Origin of the sequence: Halopiger xanaduensis SH-6, from assembly GCF_000217715.1 — an archaeon.
In the GTDB taxonomy this organism is placed as follows: Archaea; Halobacteriota; Halobacteria; order Halobacteriales; family Natrialbaceae; genus Halopiger; species Halopiger xanaduensis.
The window spans coordinates 1,179,460-1,195,183 of the sequence record NC_015666.1; the positions used below are offsets into that span (position 1 = coordinate 1,179,460).

Annotated in this window: 12 protein-coding genes and 1 tRNA gene; 5 read left to right on the forward strand and 8 right to left on the reverse strand. The window is 66.8% G+C overall.

Features of this window, described 5'->3' with window-relative positions; genetic code table 11:
* Positions 1–173 precede the first annotated feature (173 nt).
* The gene (locus HALXA_RS05845) at positions 174–920 is read left to right on the forward strand and encodes a potassium channel family protein (protein WP_280985381.1); all 747 of its coding nucleotides are present in this window, start codon (positions 174–176) and stop codon (positions 918–920) included.
* Entirely contained in the window at positions 920–2,467 is a 1,548-nt protein-coding gene (locus tag HALXA_RS05850) for a TrkH family potassium uptake protein (RefSeq protein WP_013879390.1), read from the forward strand. The genes HALXA_RS05845 and HALXA_RS05850 overlap by 1 nt, the downstream gene beginning before the upstream one ends.
* Positions 2,468–2,661: 194 nt before the next feature.
* Here the strand turns inward: HALXA_RS05850 and HALXA_RS05855 are convergent.
* From HALXA_RS05855 to HALXA_RS05880, 6 genes are all read right to left on the reverse strand, one after another.
* Positions 2,662–2,745, reverse strand: a tRNA-Leu gene (locus HALXA_RS05855).
* A gap of 88 nt (positions 2,746–2,833) precedes the next feature.
* A complete protein-coding gene (locus HALXA_RS05860) occupies positions 2,834–3,184 on the reverse strand; it encodes a ferredoxin (protein WP_013879391.1) in 351 nt (116 codons plus the stop codon).
* Positions 3,185–3,275: 91 nt separating this feature from the next.
* Positions 3,276–4,268, reverse strand: coding sequence for an oxidoreductase (locus HALXA_RS05865; RefSeq protein ID WP_013879392.1), 993 nt, complete (start codon positions 4,266–4,268; stop codon positions 3,276–3,278).
* A gap of 85 nt (positions 4,269–4,353) precedes the next feature.
* Positions 4,354–8,607 (reverse strand): PAS domain S-box protein, encoded by a 4,254-nt coding sequence (locus HALXA_RS05870; RefSeq protein ID WP_013879393.1) that lies wholly within the window; start codon positions 8,605–8,607, stop codon positions 4,354–4,356.
* 125 nt (positions 8,608–8,732) lie between these two features.
* Positions 8,733–9,365: a peptidylprolyl isomerase gene (locus HALXA_RS05875; protein ID WP_013879394.1), complete on the reverse strand. Its 633-nt coding sequence runs from the start codon at positions 9,363–9,365 to the stop codon at positions 8,733–8,735.
* A gap of 139 nt (positions 9,366–9,504) precedes the next feature.
* Entirely contained in the window at positions 9,505–10,023 is a 519-nt protein-coding gene (locus HALXA_RS05880) for a peptidylprolyl isomerase (protein ID WP_013879395.1), read from the reverse strand.
* 146 nt (positions 10,024–10,169) lie between these two features.
* Here HALXA_RS05880 and HALXA_RS05885 point away from each other — a divergent pair, with 146 nt between their 5' ends.
* Positions 10,170–11,159: a succinylglutamate desuccinylase/aspartoacylase family protein gene (locus tag HALXA_RS05885; protein WP_013879396.1), complete on the forward strand. Its 990-nt coding sequence runs from the start codon at positions 10,170–10,172 to the stop codon at positions 11,157–11,159.
* Between the two features lie 21 nt (positions 11,160–11,180).
* Here the strand turns inward: HALXA_RS05885 and HALXA_RS20965 are convergent, their stop codons facing one another.
* A complete protein-coding gene (locus HALXA_RS20965) occupies positions 11,181–11,591 on the reverse strand; it encodes a hypothetical protein (protein WP_013879397.1) in 411 nt (136 codons plus the stop codon).
* Between the two features lie 269 nt (positions 11,592–11,860).
* Between HALXA_RS20965 and HALXA_RS05895 the strand changes: the two genes are divergently transcribed.
* Positions 11,861–13,849, forward strand: a complete 1,989-nt coding sequence (locus HALXA_RS05895; RefSeq protein WP_013879398.1) for an archaea-specific SMC-related protein — start codon at positions 11,861–11,863, stop codon at positions 13,847–13,849.
* Positions 13,850–14,029: 180 nt separating this feature from the next.
* Positions 14,030–14,458: an SHOCT domain-containing protein gene (locus tag HALXA_RS05900; protein WP_342633184.1), complete on the forward strand. Its 429-nt coding sequence runs from the start codon at positions 14,030–14,032 to the stop codon at positions 14,456–14,458.
* Positions 14,459–14,519: 61 nt separating this feature from the next.
* Here HALXA_RS05900 and HALXA_RS05905 read toward each other — a convergent pair whose 3' ends face one another.
* On the reverse strand, positions 14,520–15,692 hold the full coding sequence (locus HALXA_RS05905; RefSeq protein ID WP_013879399.1) for an acyl-CoA dehydrogenase family protein: 1,173 nt from the start codon (positions 15,690–15,692) through the stop codon (positions 14,520–14,522).
* Positions 15,693–15,724: the final 32 nt, after the last annotated feature.

Genomic DNA, 15,724 nt, shown 5'->3' on the forward strand with positions numbered 1-15,724 from the left:
CGCGTCTCGGCGGATTTCCTTTCTCGCCGCTCGCACCTGTAGTCCGAATACCATTTCGATTCCGACGCTACTGTCGAATGCGTAATATAGATGGGTTTATATTGGGTAATCCGTAACTCTGGTGTAAGAATCGGCGACGGTACCGGTAGCGGCGCCGGGTCGGCGTGCCCTCCGTGCGGTCGACGGACCGCGGCTGCGGTGGCCCTGACGAGCGCAAGCGGGCCGCGTCCGGTGGCCCTGGTGAGATTCACATGTATATCGTAATCATCGGCGCGGGAAGCATCGGCTCGAACCTGATCGATCTCGCGGTCGACGACGGGAACGACGTGGTCGTCATCGAGAGCGACGAGGAGCGGGCCAACGAGGTCTCGGCGGAGTACGACTGCCTCGTCCTGAACGCCGACGCGACGAACCACGGCACGCTGCAGGACGCCGAGATCGACCGCGCGGATGCCGTGATTTCGACGACGGACGTCGACGCGGTCAACATCATGGTGATGTTGCTCGCGCAGGAACACGACGTGCCCAATCTGGTGAGCGTCGTCCACGACCCCGATAACCTGCCGGTGTTCGAAAAGATCGGCGTCACGCTGATCGAGAACCCGCAGCGGCTGATCGCCGACTACCTCTATCACTCCGTGCGCTACCCGAACGTCAGCGACTTCGTCGAGCTCGACGATCGGACGGAACTGGTCGAACTGACCGTGACCGAGGACGCGCCGATGAACGGGCAGGTGCTGTCGACGGCCCAGGAGAAGGGCCGACTTCCCGAGGGGTGTCTCGTCGTCGCCCTCGAGCGCGACGGTGAGGTACAAGCGCCGAAGGGCGGAACGACGATTCGCGCCGGCGATACGGTGACGGTCTTTACGGACGACGCGACGCTGTCGGACGCGGTCGCGGCGTTTACGAGTTCACAGTAATGAGAGTCGAGTTTCGGACGGTCTGCCGGGACGTCGGCCGCATCCTGCAGATCGTCTCGCTGATGATGTTCGTTTCGACTGGAATCGCGATTCTCTACGACGAGTTCTACGCGATTCCGCCGCTCGTCGTCGCGGGGCTCGTCGTGTTCGGCGCCGGTGCCGGACTCGCACGCCAGTTTTCCGACGCGCCCGAACCGAACAAACTCCACGGGATGCTCATCGCGGCGGCCGCGTGGGCGGCGGTCGGCGTGCTCGGCGGGCTCCCATTCCTGCTGATCGCGTGGACGATCGCGATCGATCCGTTCCCCGCGTGGGCGAACGCCCCAGCGCTCAACGAGACGACCGCCGCCTTCCGCGATCCGCTGAACGGAATCTTCGAGAGCCTCAGCGGCTTCACCTCGACCGGGCTGACGATGGCCCGCACCGAGGAACAACTGCCGGCGACGCTCCTGTGGTGGCGCTCGTTCACCGAGTGGATCGGCGGCGTCGGCGTCATCGTCCTCACGGTTGCCATTTTGGCACGTCCCGGCAGCGGCTCGCTGACGCTGTACGAGAGCGAGGCTCGGTCGACGAAGATCCACCCCAGCATCGTCTCGACGGTCCGTGAGATCTGGAAGATTTACGTAATCCTTACCGTCGGCGGGATCGCGCTGCTCTTCGTCGCCGGCATGCCGCTGTGGGGCGCGATCAACCACGCGATGACCGGCATCGCCACCGGCGGGTTCTCGATTCACGCCGACTCGATCGGCCACTACGACAGCGCCGCGATCGAGTACGCCGTCATCCCGATCATGGTCGCCGGCAGCATTGCGTTTCCCGTCCATTACCTCCTGTTCAAGGGCGAACTCGAGAACTTCTACAAAGATCTGCAGACCCGCTGGGTGTTCATCTGGTTCACCGTCGGCTCGCTGGCCCTGACGGGCACGCTATACCTCCGGGGCACCTACGACACGCTCGAGGAGTCGTTCCGGCACGGGCTGTTCCAGTTCGTCTCCGGAACCTCCAACGCCGGGTTCGGCACGACGGCGATCGGCAACGGCGCCGAACAGATCTGGACCGCGGACGCCACGCTGATCGTCTGCGCCGGCATGCTCACCGGCGCCGCGGCCGGGTCGACCGTCGGCGGCATCAAGCTCATCCGTGCGATCACGCTGGTCAGGGGAGCCCGCTGGCGGATCGCCGGCGTCTTCGAACCCTCCTCCGCGGTCCGCCGGCTCCGCATCGGCGACCGATCGCTCAGCGAGACGCAGGCCAGCAAGGAACTCGAGGAGGCGGCGATCGTGTTCGTCCTCTGGCTGCTCTTTCTCGCGGTCGGCGTCGCCGTCCTGCTGGCGACGCTGCCGACCGACGTCCGCGCCGAGTACGTACTGTTCGAGGTGATGAGCGCCCAGAGTACGGTCGGCCTCTCCGCCGGGATCACGGGCCCGGAGATGCCCACGGCCGCGAAGCTCGTCTTCCTGCTGAACATGTGGGTCGGCCGCCTCGAGATTATCCCGGTGCTGGTGCTGTTCCGGGGCGCGTTGTTGCGAGCCGGGCTCTATCGATAGCCGACGGGAGTCGTCAGCACTCGACGATCCAATCCAATTCGGCGGCGCACTCGACGCTTGCGGTGTGTTCGTGACGAGTGCGAGGGTGGGATTTGAACCACGCCCGAGAACCTGCTCGCGGTGCTCGCAGAACCTCGGTCTGATTCAAATTCCGCGTCCGATCGCTGCTGCTCGCGGATTGCTCGCAGCAGCAATGCGAGGGTTGGGATTTGAACCCAAGGACCCCTACGGGAGCGGGTCTTAAGCCCACCGCCGTTGGCCTGCTTGGCTACCCTCGCACAGAATGCAATCGCCCGTTGACGCCGGTTCGGGATGTGCGTTTCGGTGTGTCTCGAGCGGCTCGTCGTTCGGGATTCGAGGCCGTCGCTACCAGTCGACGCTCAGCGTGCCGTCGCCGTGCGGATCCGGCGCGATTTCCTCGTCGGTTCGCCGGTCGACGACGTGGATACAGCCGTCGTCCTTCTTCGCCGGGCAGACCGCCGCCGCGCGGACGTTGTGCTCGAGGTCCTCGTCGTCGATGAAGTACTCGTTCGGCTGGGCGATCCCGGAGGCGATGGACATCTCCCAGTTGTCGCTGACCTCGGCGCACTTGCCCGCGCCGAAGCACTTGTTGGCCTCGAAGACGATCTTGTACGGCTTTTTCTCGACCGGCGGCGCGTCCGACGGGCCGACGTCGCTGGCGCGCTGGATACCGCTTTCGCTGTCGTCGTCGCTCATTAGCCGTAAATTCGGGCGAACGCCCTTTCGCGTTACGGTCGGGGCGAACGTGGCGTCGGTCCGGTTCCGGTATCGGAACCCGCCGACCGCGCTACGACGTCGCGACCGCTTCCTCGAGTTCGTCGCTCCCCTTCGGGCGGGGCAGGTCGTAGGTGACGCCGGTTAACTCCTCGGAGACGGCCCACAGCCGCCGGGCCGTCTCCTCGTTGTAGGAGCGGTCGGAGGAGGCCTGTCGCTTCGGGGTGCCGCGCATGTTCATGAAGCCGCCGGGGCCGTAGTATGCGCCGCCCTCGGCCTCCGGTTCGGTCGCGGCGTACAGCGTCGGAAGGGCACCCATCTCGGCCGGCTGAGCGAATAGCGTGTTCATGATCCGCATGGCGGCCATCCGAAGCCGGTCGCCGCTCTGCTCGGGGCCGCGGGTCTGCAACTGCGTGTTCGCGTAGCCCGGGTGCACCGCCGTGCTCTTGGCGGCGACGTCGCCCGTGAGAAAGCGCCGCTCGAGTTCGTACGCGAACAGCACGTTCGCCAGCTTCGACTGCGCGTAGGCGTCCCACTCGTCGTAGGTCCGCTCGCTCTGGAGGTCCTCGAAGTCGATCTCGCCGCGCTCGTGGACGCCGCTCGAGACGGTCACGACGCGCGCGTCGCCGTCGTCGTCGCCGGCCTCGCCGGGGTCGGTGGCGAGCCGGTCGAGCAACAGTCCCGTGAGCGCGAAGTGGCCGAGGTGGTTGACGCCGAACTGCGTCTCGAATCCGTCGGCGGTTTCGCTGCGCGGAATCGCCATCACGCCGGCGTTGTTGATCAGCGCGTCGATCGTCGCGTCGTCCTGCAGCCGATCCGCGAACGCGCGCACCGACTCGAGGTCAGCCAGATCCAGTTCCTCGACGTGCAGATCGGCGTCGGGGACGTCCTCGCGGACGTCGTCCGCCGCGTCCTCGCCGCGCTCGACGCTCCGACACGCCATGACGACGGCGCCGCCGTTGCGCGCGAGTTCGCGGGTCGCCTCGAGGCCGATGCCGCTGTTCGCGCCGGTGATGACGAAGGTGCGTCCGCTCTGATCGGGGATGTCGTCGGCCGTCCAGCCCATACGCCCAGTACGGGCCGACTCGAGTAAACGGATGGGGTAGCCGGAGGCGTTACCGGTTGTCGCGCGCTCGCTCTCAGTTACGGGTCTAATCGCGCGACGCGGGGAGCGTGAACGAGAACGTCGAACCCTCGCCGGGTTCCGAGTCGACCCAGATCTCGCCGCCGTGGCGCTCGACGATCCGCTCGCAGAGCGCGAGGCCGATCCCGGTGCCCTCGTAGTCGGCGCGGCTGTGGAGCCGGTCGAAGATTGTGAACACCCGTTCCTGATCGTCGGGATCGATGCCGATCCCCCGGTCTTCGACGGCGATCACCCATTCGTCGCCCCGCCGATCGGCGCCGATCCGAACGCGGGGCGGCTCGTCGCCGCTGTAGGTGATCGCGTTCGACAGCAGGTTCTGGAACACCTGCCGCAACTGGCTGTCGTCGACTGCGAGTTCCGGCAGGTCCTCGACCGCGATCTCGGCGCCGCTCTCCTCGATGCGGAACTGCAGATCGGCGAGCACCTCGTCGACGACCGCGTTCAGGTCCGTCGGCTCGAACGGATCGCCGCGGGTCTCCACCCGCGAGTACTCCAGCAGGCCGTCGATCATGTCGCGCATGCGCTCGGCGCCGTCGACCGCGAACTCGAGGAACTCCCGGCCGTCCTCGTCGAAGGCGTCGGCGTACCGGTTCTCGAGCAGGGTGAGGTAGCTCGTGACCATCCGCAGGGGCTCCTGCAAGTCGTGGCTCGCCGCGTAGGCGAACCGCTCCAGGCGTTCGTTGGACTGCTCGAGGCGTCGCTCGTACTCGCGGCGTTCGGTGACGTCCTGAACGACGATCATTCCCGCGTAGATGTCGCCGGCCGCGTTCCTGACGGGGAGGGTGTAGCCGTGCAGGTGGCGCCCGTAGAACTCGACCTCGAACGAGTTCGGCTCGCCCTCGAGCGCGGCGTGGAAGTACGGCTCGACCTCCTCGACGAGCTCCTCGGGATAGAGTTCGTAGATGCTGCTGCCGACGCGGTCGGCCGGCGGAACGCCGACTTCGTCGAGCAGTTGGCCGCCCGCGACCGTGTACTCGAGGTTTTCGTCGAACAGCCCGACCGCGCCGTCGGGGAAGTTCTCGACGAGCGTCCGGTAGCGCCGCTCGGACTCCTCGAGCTGGCGTTCCCGCTCCTTCCGGTCGCTGATGTCGCGGGCGACGCCGACCCGGTGCCAGGCGCTGTCGTTCTCCGGCAGCATCGCGAAGTTCGCCTCGACGGGAACGGTGCCGCCGTCGGCGGTTCGAAGGTCGGCTTCCATCGTCGGCCACTCGTCGCCGCTCGTCGCGGTCGCCTCCAGTTCGGCGACCCGCTCGAGGATCTCGTCGTCGACCAGCAGCGAGACGTGTTCGCCGACGAGATCGTCGGGCTCGTAGCCGAGCATCTCCGCGTAGGTCTCGTTGACCATCGTGAAGTAGCCGTCCTCGTCGACCACGTAGACGCCGTCGTCGACCACCTCGACGATCGTCTCGTAGCGCTCGAGGTGGCGCTCGCGCTCGACCCGATCCGTGATGTCGCGGCCCATCCCCGCGAGCACGGTGTTGCCCCACGGATCTTCGAGCCGCGAGGCGTTGAACTCGAAGGGGATGCGTTCGCCGTCTTTCGTGCTGACTTCCAGTTCGGCGTTCACCGAGCCAGTCTCGAGCCCCGTCCGGATCGCGGCCGCGGCGGCGGCCGCCTGATCGTCCGCGAAGAAGTCGGTCGGACTCATCGCCTCGACTTCCTCGTTCGTGTAGCCCGTTACCGCCGCGAGGCTCCGGTTCCACCGCTGGAGGTCGCCGTCCTCGCTGACGACGTAGAACACGTCGTCGATCGCGTTCAGGATCGCGTCGGTGTACGCCTTGTACCGCTCGAGGCGGCGCTCGCGCTCGCGCAGTTTCCGCTCGCGTTCCTTGCGCTCGGTGATGTCGGTGATCGTGGCGACGCCGCGGACCACCTCGCCGCGCTCGTTCCGGATCGGCATCCCCTCCGCCCGGACGATCCGCCGCTCGCCGTCGCCGGTTTCGATCTCGAAGACGTCGGGCTCGGTCACCTCCTCGCCGTCGAGGACGCGCGCGAGGGTCAGTTCCTCGGGCGCGACCGGCTCGCCAGAATCGGCCCACCAGATCGGGTATTTCTCGTACTCCGCGACGGAGCCGGCGTCTAAGACGGCGCCGTCCCAGATGTCCCTGGCGGTGTCGTTGGTCTGGCGAATTTCGCCGTCGGCACCCGCAACGATGACGCCGACCGGCAAGACGTCGAACAGCGTCTCGAGTTGTTCGTTGTTGCGCTCGAGTTGCAGTTGCGCGCGCTTTCGCTCCGTAATATCGGTGACTGCGCCGGTGAATTTCTGGGGCTCCCCGTCCGCGTCGCACTCGACGCGACCGCGCGAGACGACCCAGCGGAGTTCGCCGTCGGCGTTGCGAACCCGGTACTCGGCCTCGTACTCGCCGCCGGCCTCGAGGGCCGCCGCTATCTTCGCCTCGACGCGGTCGCGGTCGTCTTCGTGGATCGCCGCGAGGAACCGCTCGCTCGAGACCCCCTCGCGGGCCGCCTCCGGATCGACGTCGAACGTCTCGGCGAACGTGGCGCCCGCGACCATCTCGTCGTCCTGCAAGTGCCACTCCCAGGTCCCGACGGCGCCGGCCTCGGTCGCCGCCTCGAGTCGGGATTTGGCGTCCTCGAGTTCCCGTTCGTACTCGTAGCGCTCGGTGATGTTCTGGGACATGCCGAGCGCGGCGAACACCTCGCCGTCGTCGTCGCGAATCGGAACGATTCGGAAGTCGAAGGTGCGGCCGTTGATGGTCGCCTCGAAGCCGCTCGATTCGCCCTCGAGCGCGGCCTCGTAACGGGGGACGAGCTCCGCGGCCAGTTCCGCGGAAACGACCTCCGAGACGGATCGTCCTTCGATTTCCTCGGCCGGAGCGTCGGCGGTATACTGCGAGTCTCCGCCGACGGTTCGGTAGGTGAGGTCCTCGTCGACGAGCGCCACGACGCCGTTCGGGAAGTGATCGATCAGCGCCCGGTAGCGCTGCTCGCTCTCCGCGAGATCGGCTTCCAGTTGCTTGCGCTCCGTGATGTCGGCGATGATCCCTTCGATGGCCACGAGCTCGCCATCCTCGTCGAACAGGCCCCGCCCGTAGTCCCTGACCCACCGCCGTTCGCCGTCGGCGGTGTCGATACGGTAGGTCTCGGAGAACGTGCGGTCGGCCCCATCCGCGGCGGTCTCGCGCTGGACCGTCTCCCACAGCTTCTCACGGTCTGCCTGCACCATCACGTCCTCGCCCCAGCTAACCTCTCCGCGCTCGAGCGCGTCCGGATCGTAGCCGGCCAAGTCCGCACAGGCGTCGCTGACGAACTCCATCGGCCATCCCCGCTCGTTCTCGCAGCGGTAGACCATTCCGGGGACGTTGTCCATCAGCGTCGACAGCCGCCGCTCGCGCTCCTCGCGCGCGGTAACGTCGCGGTCGGAGACGACGATCGACGTCACGTCGCCGTCGTCGTCCGTAACCGGGCGGAACGCACCCTCGATCGTGTACCGTTCCCCGGTCGGTTGGGTGAGATCCGCCTCGAACGTGACGTACTCGCCCGCGGCCGCGCGCTCGGTCCACTCCCTGACGTCGTCTCGGATCTCGTCGCCCTCACCCCACCACGGCGTCTCCCAGAAGGGCTCGCCGGTCACGTCCGCGAGGTCGGCGGCGACGTACTCCATCGCCGTCCCGTTGATGTCGATCACCGTCCCGTCGGGCTCGAGCAGTCCCACGAGGATGTTCGGGTCCTCGAAGATCGCCTCGAAGCGCCGCTCCGTCCGCTCGAGATCGCGCCGCACGTCGGCGTTTTCGACCGCCGACGCGAGGACGGCCGCGACCCGCTCGAGGAACGCCAGATCGTCCTCGGTGAACGCGCGGCGATCGGTCGCGTACGCGCATAGTACTCCCCACGGATCGTCACGCGGGCCGATCCGCACGGCGGCGCTGTCGACGACGCCGTGATCGGTCAGGGGTGCCGGAGCGCCCTCGTCAGCGGGCCACTCGTCGACGACCGGCTCGTCGGCACGAAGGACGCGTTCGAACTGCGCCAACCGGTCCGCGGGCACCGTCGCGCCGACGCGCCCCGTCTCGAGGCCGCTTTCGGCTCTGGAGACGGCGCCGGTCCCGTCGGCGCGGCGCTCGACGATCGCACAGTACTCGAGGTCGAGGGCCGCCGCGACGGCCGCCGTCGCGTCGTCCAACAACTGATCGATAGCCGCCGCTCCCGTCTCGAGCGCCTGCTGACTCAGATCCGCGATGGCCTCCTGGCGACGAAGTTGCGCGCGGTGGTCCGCGTCGGTGGACGACGATCCCATTCACCGATATACAGCAGTGCGGGCGGTAAAACGTCTTTGTCTGACGTCCCGGCGCGAAACAAACCGTCCCGTCGACAGCACTCCGCCCGCTCGGATTGCACCCCTTCGAGAGGGCCGCTCCGTTCCTACTCGTCGTGGACGGTCACCGACTCGAGGCGCACGTCTTCCACCGGTCGATCGTTGCCGTCCGTCTCGACGCTGCCGATCTCGCGGACGATATCTAGCCCGCTGATAACCGTCCCGAAGACGGTGTGTCGCCCGTCGAGGTGCGGTTGGGGTGCGAGCGTGATGAAGAACTGCGAGCCGTTGGTATCGGGGCCCGAGTTAGCCATCGAGAGGACGCCCGCGTCGTCGTGGCGCAGTTCCTCGTGAAATTCGTCGTCGAATCGATAGCCGGGGCCGCCCCGTCCGGTGCCGGTCGGGTCGCCGGTCTGGATCATGAAGCCCTCGATAACCCGGTGGAAGAGGACGTCGTCGTACAGCGGTTCTCCCTCGAGTTCCTCCCCCGTTTCCGGATCCGTCCACGGCTGCTCGCCGGTCGCAAGACCGACAAAGTTCGCGACGGTCCGTGGTGCGCGCTCGCCGTACAGTTCGACGTCGATGTCGCCCGTGCTCGTGTGGAGAGTCGCCGTCGGACGTTCGCCCGCCGACCCGACCGGCTCGTCGTCGGTCGTCGGATCGGCTGCGTTCGACGGCTCCGTTTCCGGGGCCGATTTGCTTCCCTGCGCGTCCGATCCGTCGCTCGCACAGCCGGCCAGCGACGGTCCGAGCGACGCGGCCGCGACCGCGAGGACGGCACGTCGGGTGTGTGGTGCTGGACTAATACGCTCCGTGAGCGCAGCGAGAAAATAGCGGTATCGATCCGGGTCCAGGTCTGGAGCCGGTTCCTCGACGTCGTTACTCGTCGTGAACGGTGACCGACTCGAGGAGGACCTCCTCCTGCGGCCGGTCGTTGGCGTCGGTCGAGACGCTACCGATCTCGCGGACGACGTCCATCCCGTCGGTGACCGTGCCGAAGACGGCGTGGCGGTCGTCGAGGTGGGGCTGGGCGTCGAGCGTGATGAAGAACTGCGAGCCGTTGGTGTTCGGACCGGAGTTGGCCATCGAGAGGACACCCGCGTCGTCGTGGCGCAGTTCGTCGTGGAACTCGTCGTCGAACTGGTAGCCGGGGCCGCCCCGTCCGGTGCCGGTCGGGTCGCCGGTCTGGATCATGAAGCCCTCGATGATCCGGTGGAAGAGGACGTCGTCGTACAGCGGTTCGCCGTCGACTTCTTCGCCCGTCTCGGGGTCCGTCCAGGTGCGCTCGCCGGTCGCGAGGCCGACGAAGTTCTCGACGGTCCGGGGCGCGCGCTCGTCGTACAGTTCGACGTCGATGTCGCCCTTGCTCGTGTGCAGGGTTGCAGTAAGGTCTCCCATACCCGCCGGGACGGCAGCGCGGGTGAAAACGGTAGTGGTCTCGCGATTCGTTCGGGCTCGGCTCCCGCCGTCTCGATCCCGCACCCGCTCCCGCGGCCGGCACACTGCCCCCGCAGGTACATACCGCCGGATCGCAAAGGGTCGGTATGGGAACCGGGACGCACACGTCCGAGACGGTGACGCTCGCGCGACTCCCCTCCGGCGTCGAACTCGCGACGACCGTCCACACCTACCGCGGCGACGAATCGGCCAACGAATCGGAACCGACCCTCTACGTGCAGGCCGCCCAGCACGGCCGCGAGATAAACGGCACCGAGGTCCTCCGGCGCTTTCACGACCGCATCCCGCTCGAGTCGCTCTCGGGGACCGTCGTCGCCGTCCCCGTCGCAAACCCGCTCACCTTCGACCGCGTCTCCTACACGACCCCCGAAATTCTCGACAGCGTCAACCCCAACATGAACCGCGTCTGGCCCGGCGACGCCGACGGCACCCTCCACCAGCGCATGGCCGCCCGCCTCTGGGAGTACGCCGGGCGGGCCGACGCCATCGTCGACCTCCACACCGGCAGTCCGGACATGTACCCCCACGTCGTCTTCCGCGAGGGCGACGAGCGCTCCCGGCGGCTCGCCGAGGCGTTCGGCTCCGACCTCCTGCTCGGCGAACAGGCGGACGAAGACGCCGACGACGAGTGGCACCGCCGGAACTTCAAGGGGAAGCTCCGGGTCGCCGCCTCGAACGAGGGAATCCCTTCGATCACGCCCGAACTCGCCCACAACAAGCAGATTCTCGACGACGTCGTCGAAAACGGCGTCGAGGGGCTGCTCGACGTGCTCCGGTACCTCGATCTGTTGCCCGGCGACGTCCCCGACCGCGAGCGCGAGCAGACGCTCGCGCGCAACCACCTCGGGCAGGTCAACGCCGCAGACTCCGGGCTGTTCCGACCGCAGCCGTCGCTCGAGGTCGGCGACCGGGTGACGGCCGGGACGCCCCTCGGAACGGTGTACCACCCGACGACGTACGAACCGCTGCAGGACGCTGTCGCCGACCGCGACGGGATTCTCTACGCGCTCACGCGCGAGGCGACCGTCGTCGCCGGCGACCAACTGGCGAGCGTCGCGCTGGTGCGCGAGGAGTAGTCGCCGCCGGTCACTCCCTGCTCACACGCCGCCCGGCGGCCGTTCGTCGATGTGCTCGTAGTCGAGCAACTCGCCGTCCTCCACGTCGACGAGCAGGAGGTCTCCCTCCGCGATCGCGTCGAACTCGTCGACGGAAACCACGAGTTGATCGACCGGTTCGTCGTCCTTCTCGAGCAGGAGGACGACGTGCTCGCCGTCGACGATTCGATCGACGACGGCGACGTATCGGGTTGCGCCGTCGGGAACGTCGTCGCCATCACCACCGCCCGAACTATCGCTGCCATTGGTACCGTCGTCGCCATCACAGACATCTCCGTCGTCGCTCGAGTCGACTCGAGCGCTCGCGGACCCGGCGAGGCCGAGCGCCGCGATGGCGAGCGGGCCGATCGTTCGTATCACCGTTCGCCGCGACTGTCGGTGGCGAGCCGCCATGCGCCGTCTGGCCGCGCGTTCCTATATAAATAGTCGCACGGGCCGGTACCGGTTCGAGCGGCAGCCGACCGCCGAAGCCCGGCGATCCGATCGACCGACCGAGTCGTTTCTGGCCGTTGATCAGTTTCTGACGGCCGCTAGCGACCTTTCCTATTCCGGGGATAAGCATAGGCCCGGTTCGGGTGAATTCGGTCGTGAGAGTATCGCAGGGAGGCGTCGGCTTCGCCTTCCACCAAAGGTTTATCACTCGGATAGGAAAGTAACTAACAATGGCCACTCAGGAGTCCGTACCACGCGAGGCCCAACTCTGGGCCCGAAATATCGGCGGTATCAACGAAACGACGGTCGAACTCGAGTCGGGGGTTACGGTTCTGGCCGGGCAGAACGCAACCAACCGTACATCGCTTCTCCAGGCGTTTATGGCCGCTCTCGGCGGGGAATCTGCGTCACTCAAGGCCGACGCCGAAGAGGGCGAAGTCGAACTCGAACTCGACGGCGAAACGTACACGCGACAGCTTCGACGGGCCGGCAACACCGTCGTCACGGAGGGCGATCCGTACCTCGACGATCCGGAACTCGCCGAACTCTTCGCCTTCCTGCTCGAGTCGAACCCGGCGCGGCGCGCGGTGACGACGCAGGACGACCTCCGTGAGATCATCCTCCGGCCGATCGACACCGACGAGATCGAAGCCGAGATCACCCGGCTGACGGCCGAAAAGGACGAGATCTCCGACGAACTCGACCGCCTCGAGTCGCTCAAGAGCGACCTGCCCGAACTCGAGCGCCAGCGCACGGACATCGAGACCCAGATCGAGGAGAAGCGGGCCGAACTCGAGGAAGTCAAGGAAGCGATCGAGGCGGCCGAAGACGAGTCCGACGACCAGCAGGCCGAGTCCGACGAACTCGAGGAAAAACTCGAGGAGCTGCGCGAGCGCCGATCCGAACTCGAGGACGTCCGGTTCGATCTCGAGACCGAACGGGAGAGTCTCGCGGCGCTGCGCGAGGAGCGCGAAGACATCGAAGCCGAGCGCGACGAGTTGCCCGAGGCCGACGCGACGGATCAGGAGTCCATCGACGAGGAGATCGACCGGCTCCAGCGCCAGTCGCAGTCGATCGACGGCGTCGTGAGCCAGCTGCAGAGCATCGTCCAGTTCAACGAGGAGATGCTCGAGGGCTCCCACCCCGAGATTCGGGAGCTACTCGCCGCGGGCGACGACGATGCGAGCGGCGACGGCACCGTCACCGACGCGCTGCTCGAGGACGACGAGACCGTCCGCTGTTGGACCTGCGGCAGCGAGGTCCAGCGCAGCGAAATCGAGGAGACGATCGAGCGCCTCCGCTCGCTCCAGGAGGAGAAACTGAGCGAGCGCGACGAGATCGAAGAACGGATCGAATCGCTGCGTGCCGAGCGCCGGGAAATCGAACAGACGGAACGCAAACGCGAACGCCTCCGGGAACGGCTGACCGACGTCCGAAACGAGATCGAGCGCCGCGAAGATCGTCTCGAAGAACTGACCGAGCAGCAGGAGAACTTAGAAAGCGAAATCGACGACCTCGAGGACGAGGCGGCGGAGCTCGAAGCCGAGGCCGAACCGGACGACGACGAGGACGGCGACGAGGAGAGCCTGCTGGAACTCAACCGCCGCGCCAACGAACTCGAGTTCTCGCTGGGTCGACTCGAGCGCGAACTCGAGACGACGACCGAAGAGATCGAGGAGATCGAATCGGCCCTTGAGGACCAGGAGGAGCTCGAGCAGCGGCGCGAAGAAATCCGCGACGAACTCGAAGACCTGCGCACGCGCATCGATCGGATCGAGCGCGAGGCCGTCGAGTCCTTCAACGAGCACATGGACACCGTCCTCGAGATCCTCGAGTACGAGAACATCGATCGGATCTGGATCGAACGCGTCGGCCAGACGGTCCGCGAGGGCCGTCGCAAGGTCGAACAGACGGCCTTCGACCTCCACATCGTCCGCAGCACCGAGGAGGGCAGCACCTACGAGGACACGATCAACCACCTGAGCGAGAGCGAACGCGAAGTGACGGGGCTGATCTTCGCGCTCGCGGGCTATCTCGTCCACGAAGTTTACGAAGAAGTCCCGTTCATGCTGCTGGACTCCCTCGAGGCGATCGACTCGGACCGGATCGCCGCCTTGGTCGAGTACTTCGAGGAGCACACTGACTTCCTCGTCGTGGCCCTGCTGCCCGAGGACGCGCAGGCGATCGACGACCGACACGAGCGGATTCGGAGCATCTGAGACCGCGCGGCGATTGGCCCGGGACCGGGACGCTGTTCCGAAACCTCGTTGCAACCCGACCCCGCGTCCGGACGGTTCTGGGACGTGTCGAATGCGGAGACTGGGACGAACAATTATACTCGTCGCGAGCCGTTAGGACGATATGGCAAAGAGCCGTCAGGAATTCGTCGACGACGACCTGTGGCTCCTGATCGGGGTCGTCACGTTCGCGCTCGTGAGTCTCGTCGGCGCCGCGGGACTCGAGGCGCTCGCGGCCGCGATCACGATCGTCGGCTGGTTTCTGTTGGCGCCGGTGTTCCTCTTCTGGGGGAGGAGATCGCCGAATGGGCGTTTACCGAGCGGGAACCGGAGAGGGCGAAGCAAGGACGTGACGAGGACGCGATCGAGGAACTGAAACGCCGCTACGCTGCAGGCGAGATCGACGACGCGGAATTCGAGCGCCGACTCGATCGGCTAGTCGCAGTCGACGACGCGCTCGCGGGGATCTTCGACGACGGGGATGGGGGTACCGACCGTTCGACCGACGGGGAGACGGGGCGCCTCGATCGGCGGTCGGACGACGAGACGCCGTCCGCGACCGAGACCGAGGAGACGTACGATCGGGCGTAGTCCGAAACGGCTGCTGCGGCGTCGAACGATGGGCGTCGGCGTTGATCGATCGGTAGCGGCGTTACCGGTACGCCTGTAAACCGGTCAGCTCCTCCCCGAGGATCAGCGTGTGGATGTCGTGGGTTCCTTCGTACGTGTAGACCGTCTCCATGTTCGCCATGTGGCGCATCGGTGAGTAGTCGGTCGTGATGCCGTTGCCGCCCAGCATCTCGCGGGCGACTTTCGACTGCTCGCGAGCCGTCCGGACGTTGTTGCGCTTGGCCATCGAGACGTGCTGGGGCCGCAGGTCGCCCCGTTCTTTGAGGTCGGCGAGCCGGTAGGCCAGCAACTGCGCGAGCGTGATCTGGGTCGCCATCTCCGCGAGCTTTTCCTGTTGCAGCTGGAACCGACCGATCGGACCGCCGAACTGCTCGCGTTCGAGGGCGTACTCGCGGGCTTGTTCGAAGCAATCGCGGGCGGCGCCGACGGCGCCCCAGGCGATGCCGTACCGGGCCTGCGTGAGACAGGACAGCGGCCCCTTCATCCCCGAAACCCCCGGTAGGACGTTCTCCTCGGGGACGTGGACGTCGTGCAGTCCGATCTCGCCCGTGATCGACGCCCGCATCGAGAGCTTCCCGTCGATTTCGTTCGTGGTAACGCCGTCGCGGTCGGTCTCGACGAGGAAGCCCCGAACCGGGTCGTCGCCCTCGCCCTCGCTCGAGCGGTCCCGCGCCCAGACGACGGCGAGGTCGGCGATCGGCGCGTTCGTGATCCAGGTTTTCGAGCCGTTGAGGACGTAGCCCGAGCCGTCGCGCTCCGCGTAGGTTTCCATCCCGGCCGGATTCGAGCCGTGTTCGGGTTCGGTCAAGCCGAAGCAGCCGACCGCCTCGCCCTCGCCGAGGACGGGGAGCCACTCCTCCTTCTGGGCCTCGCTGCCGTAGGCGCGGATCGGGTACATGACGAGCGCACCCTGTACCGAGGCCATCGAGCGCAGCCCCGAGTCGCCCGCCTCGAGTTCCTGCATCAGGAGGCCGTAGGCCGTCTCGGAAACGTTCGGCGAGCCGTATCCCTCGAGGTTGGGCGCGTAGAAGCCGAGTTCGCCCATTTCGGGAATGAGGTCGGTCGGGAAGGTCCCCTCCTCGAAGTGGTCGCCGATGTCCGGCTTGACCTGTTCCGCGACGAACTCTCGGGCGGTGTCCCGGATCAGCCGCTCCTCCTCGTCGAGGTCGGCCTCGAGGTCGACGAAATCGAGCATACGTCGTCGTCTCCAACTGGCGCCATAGGAAT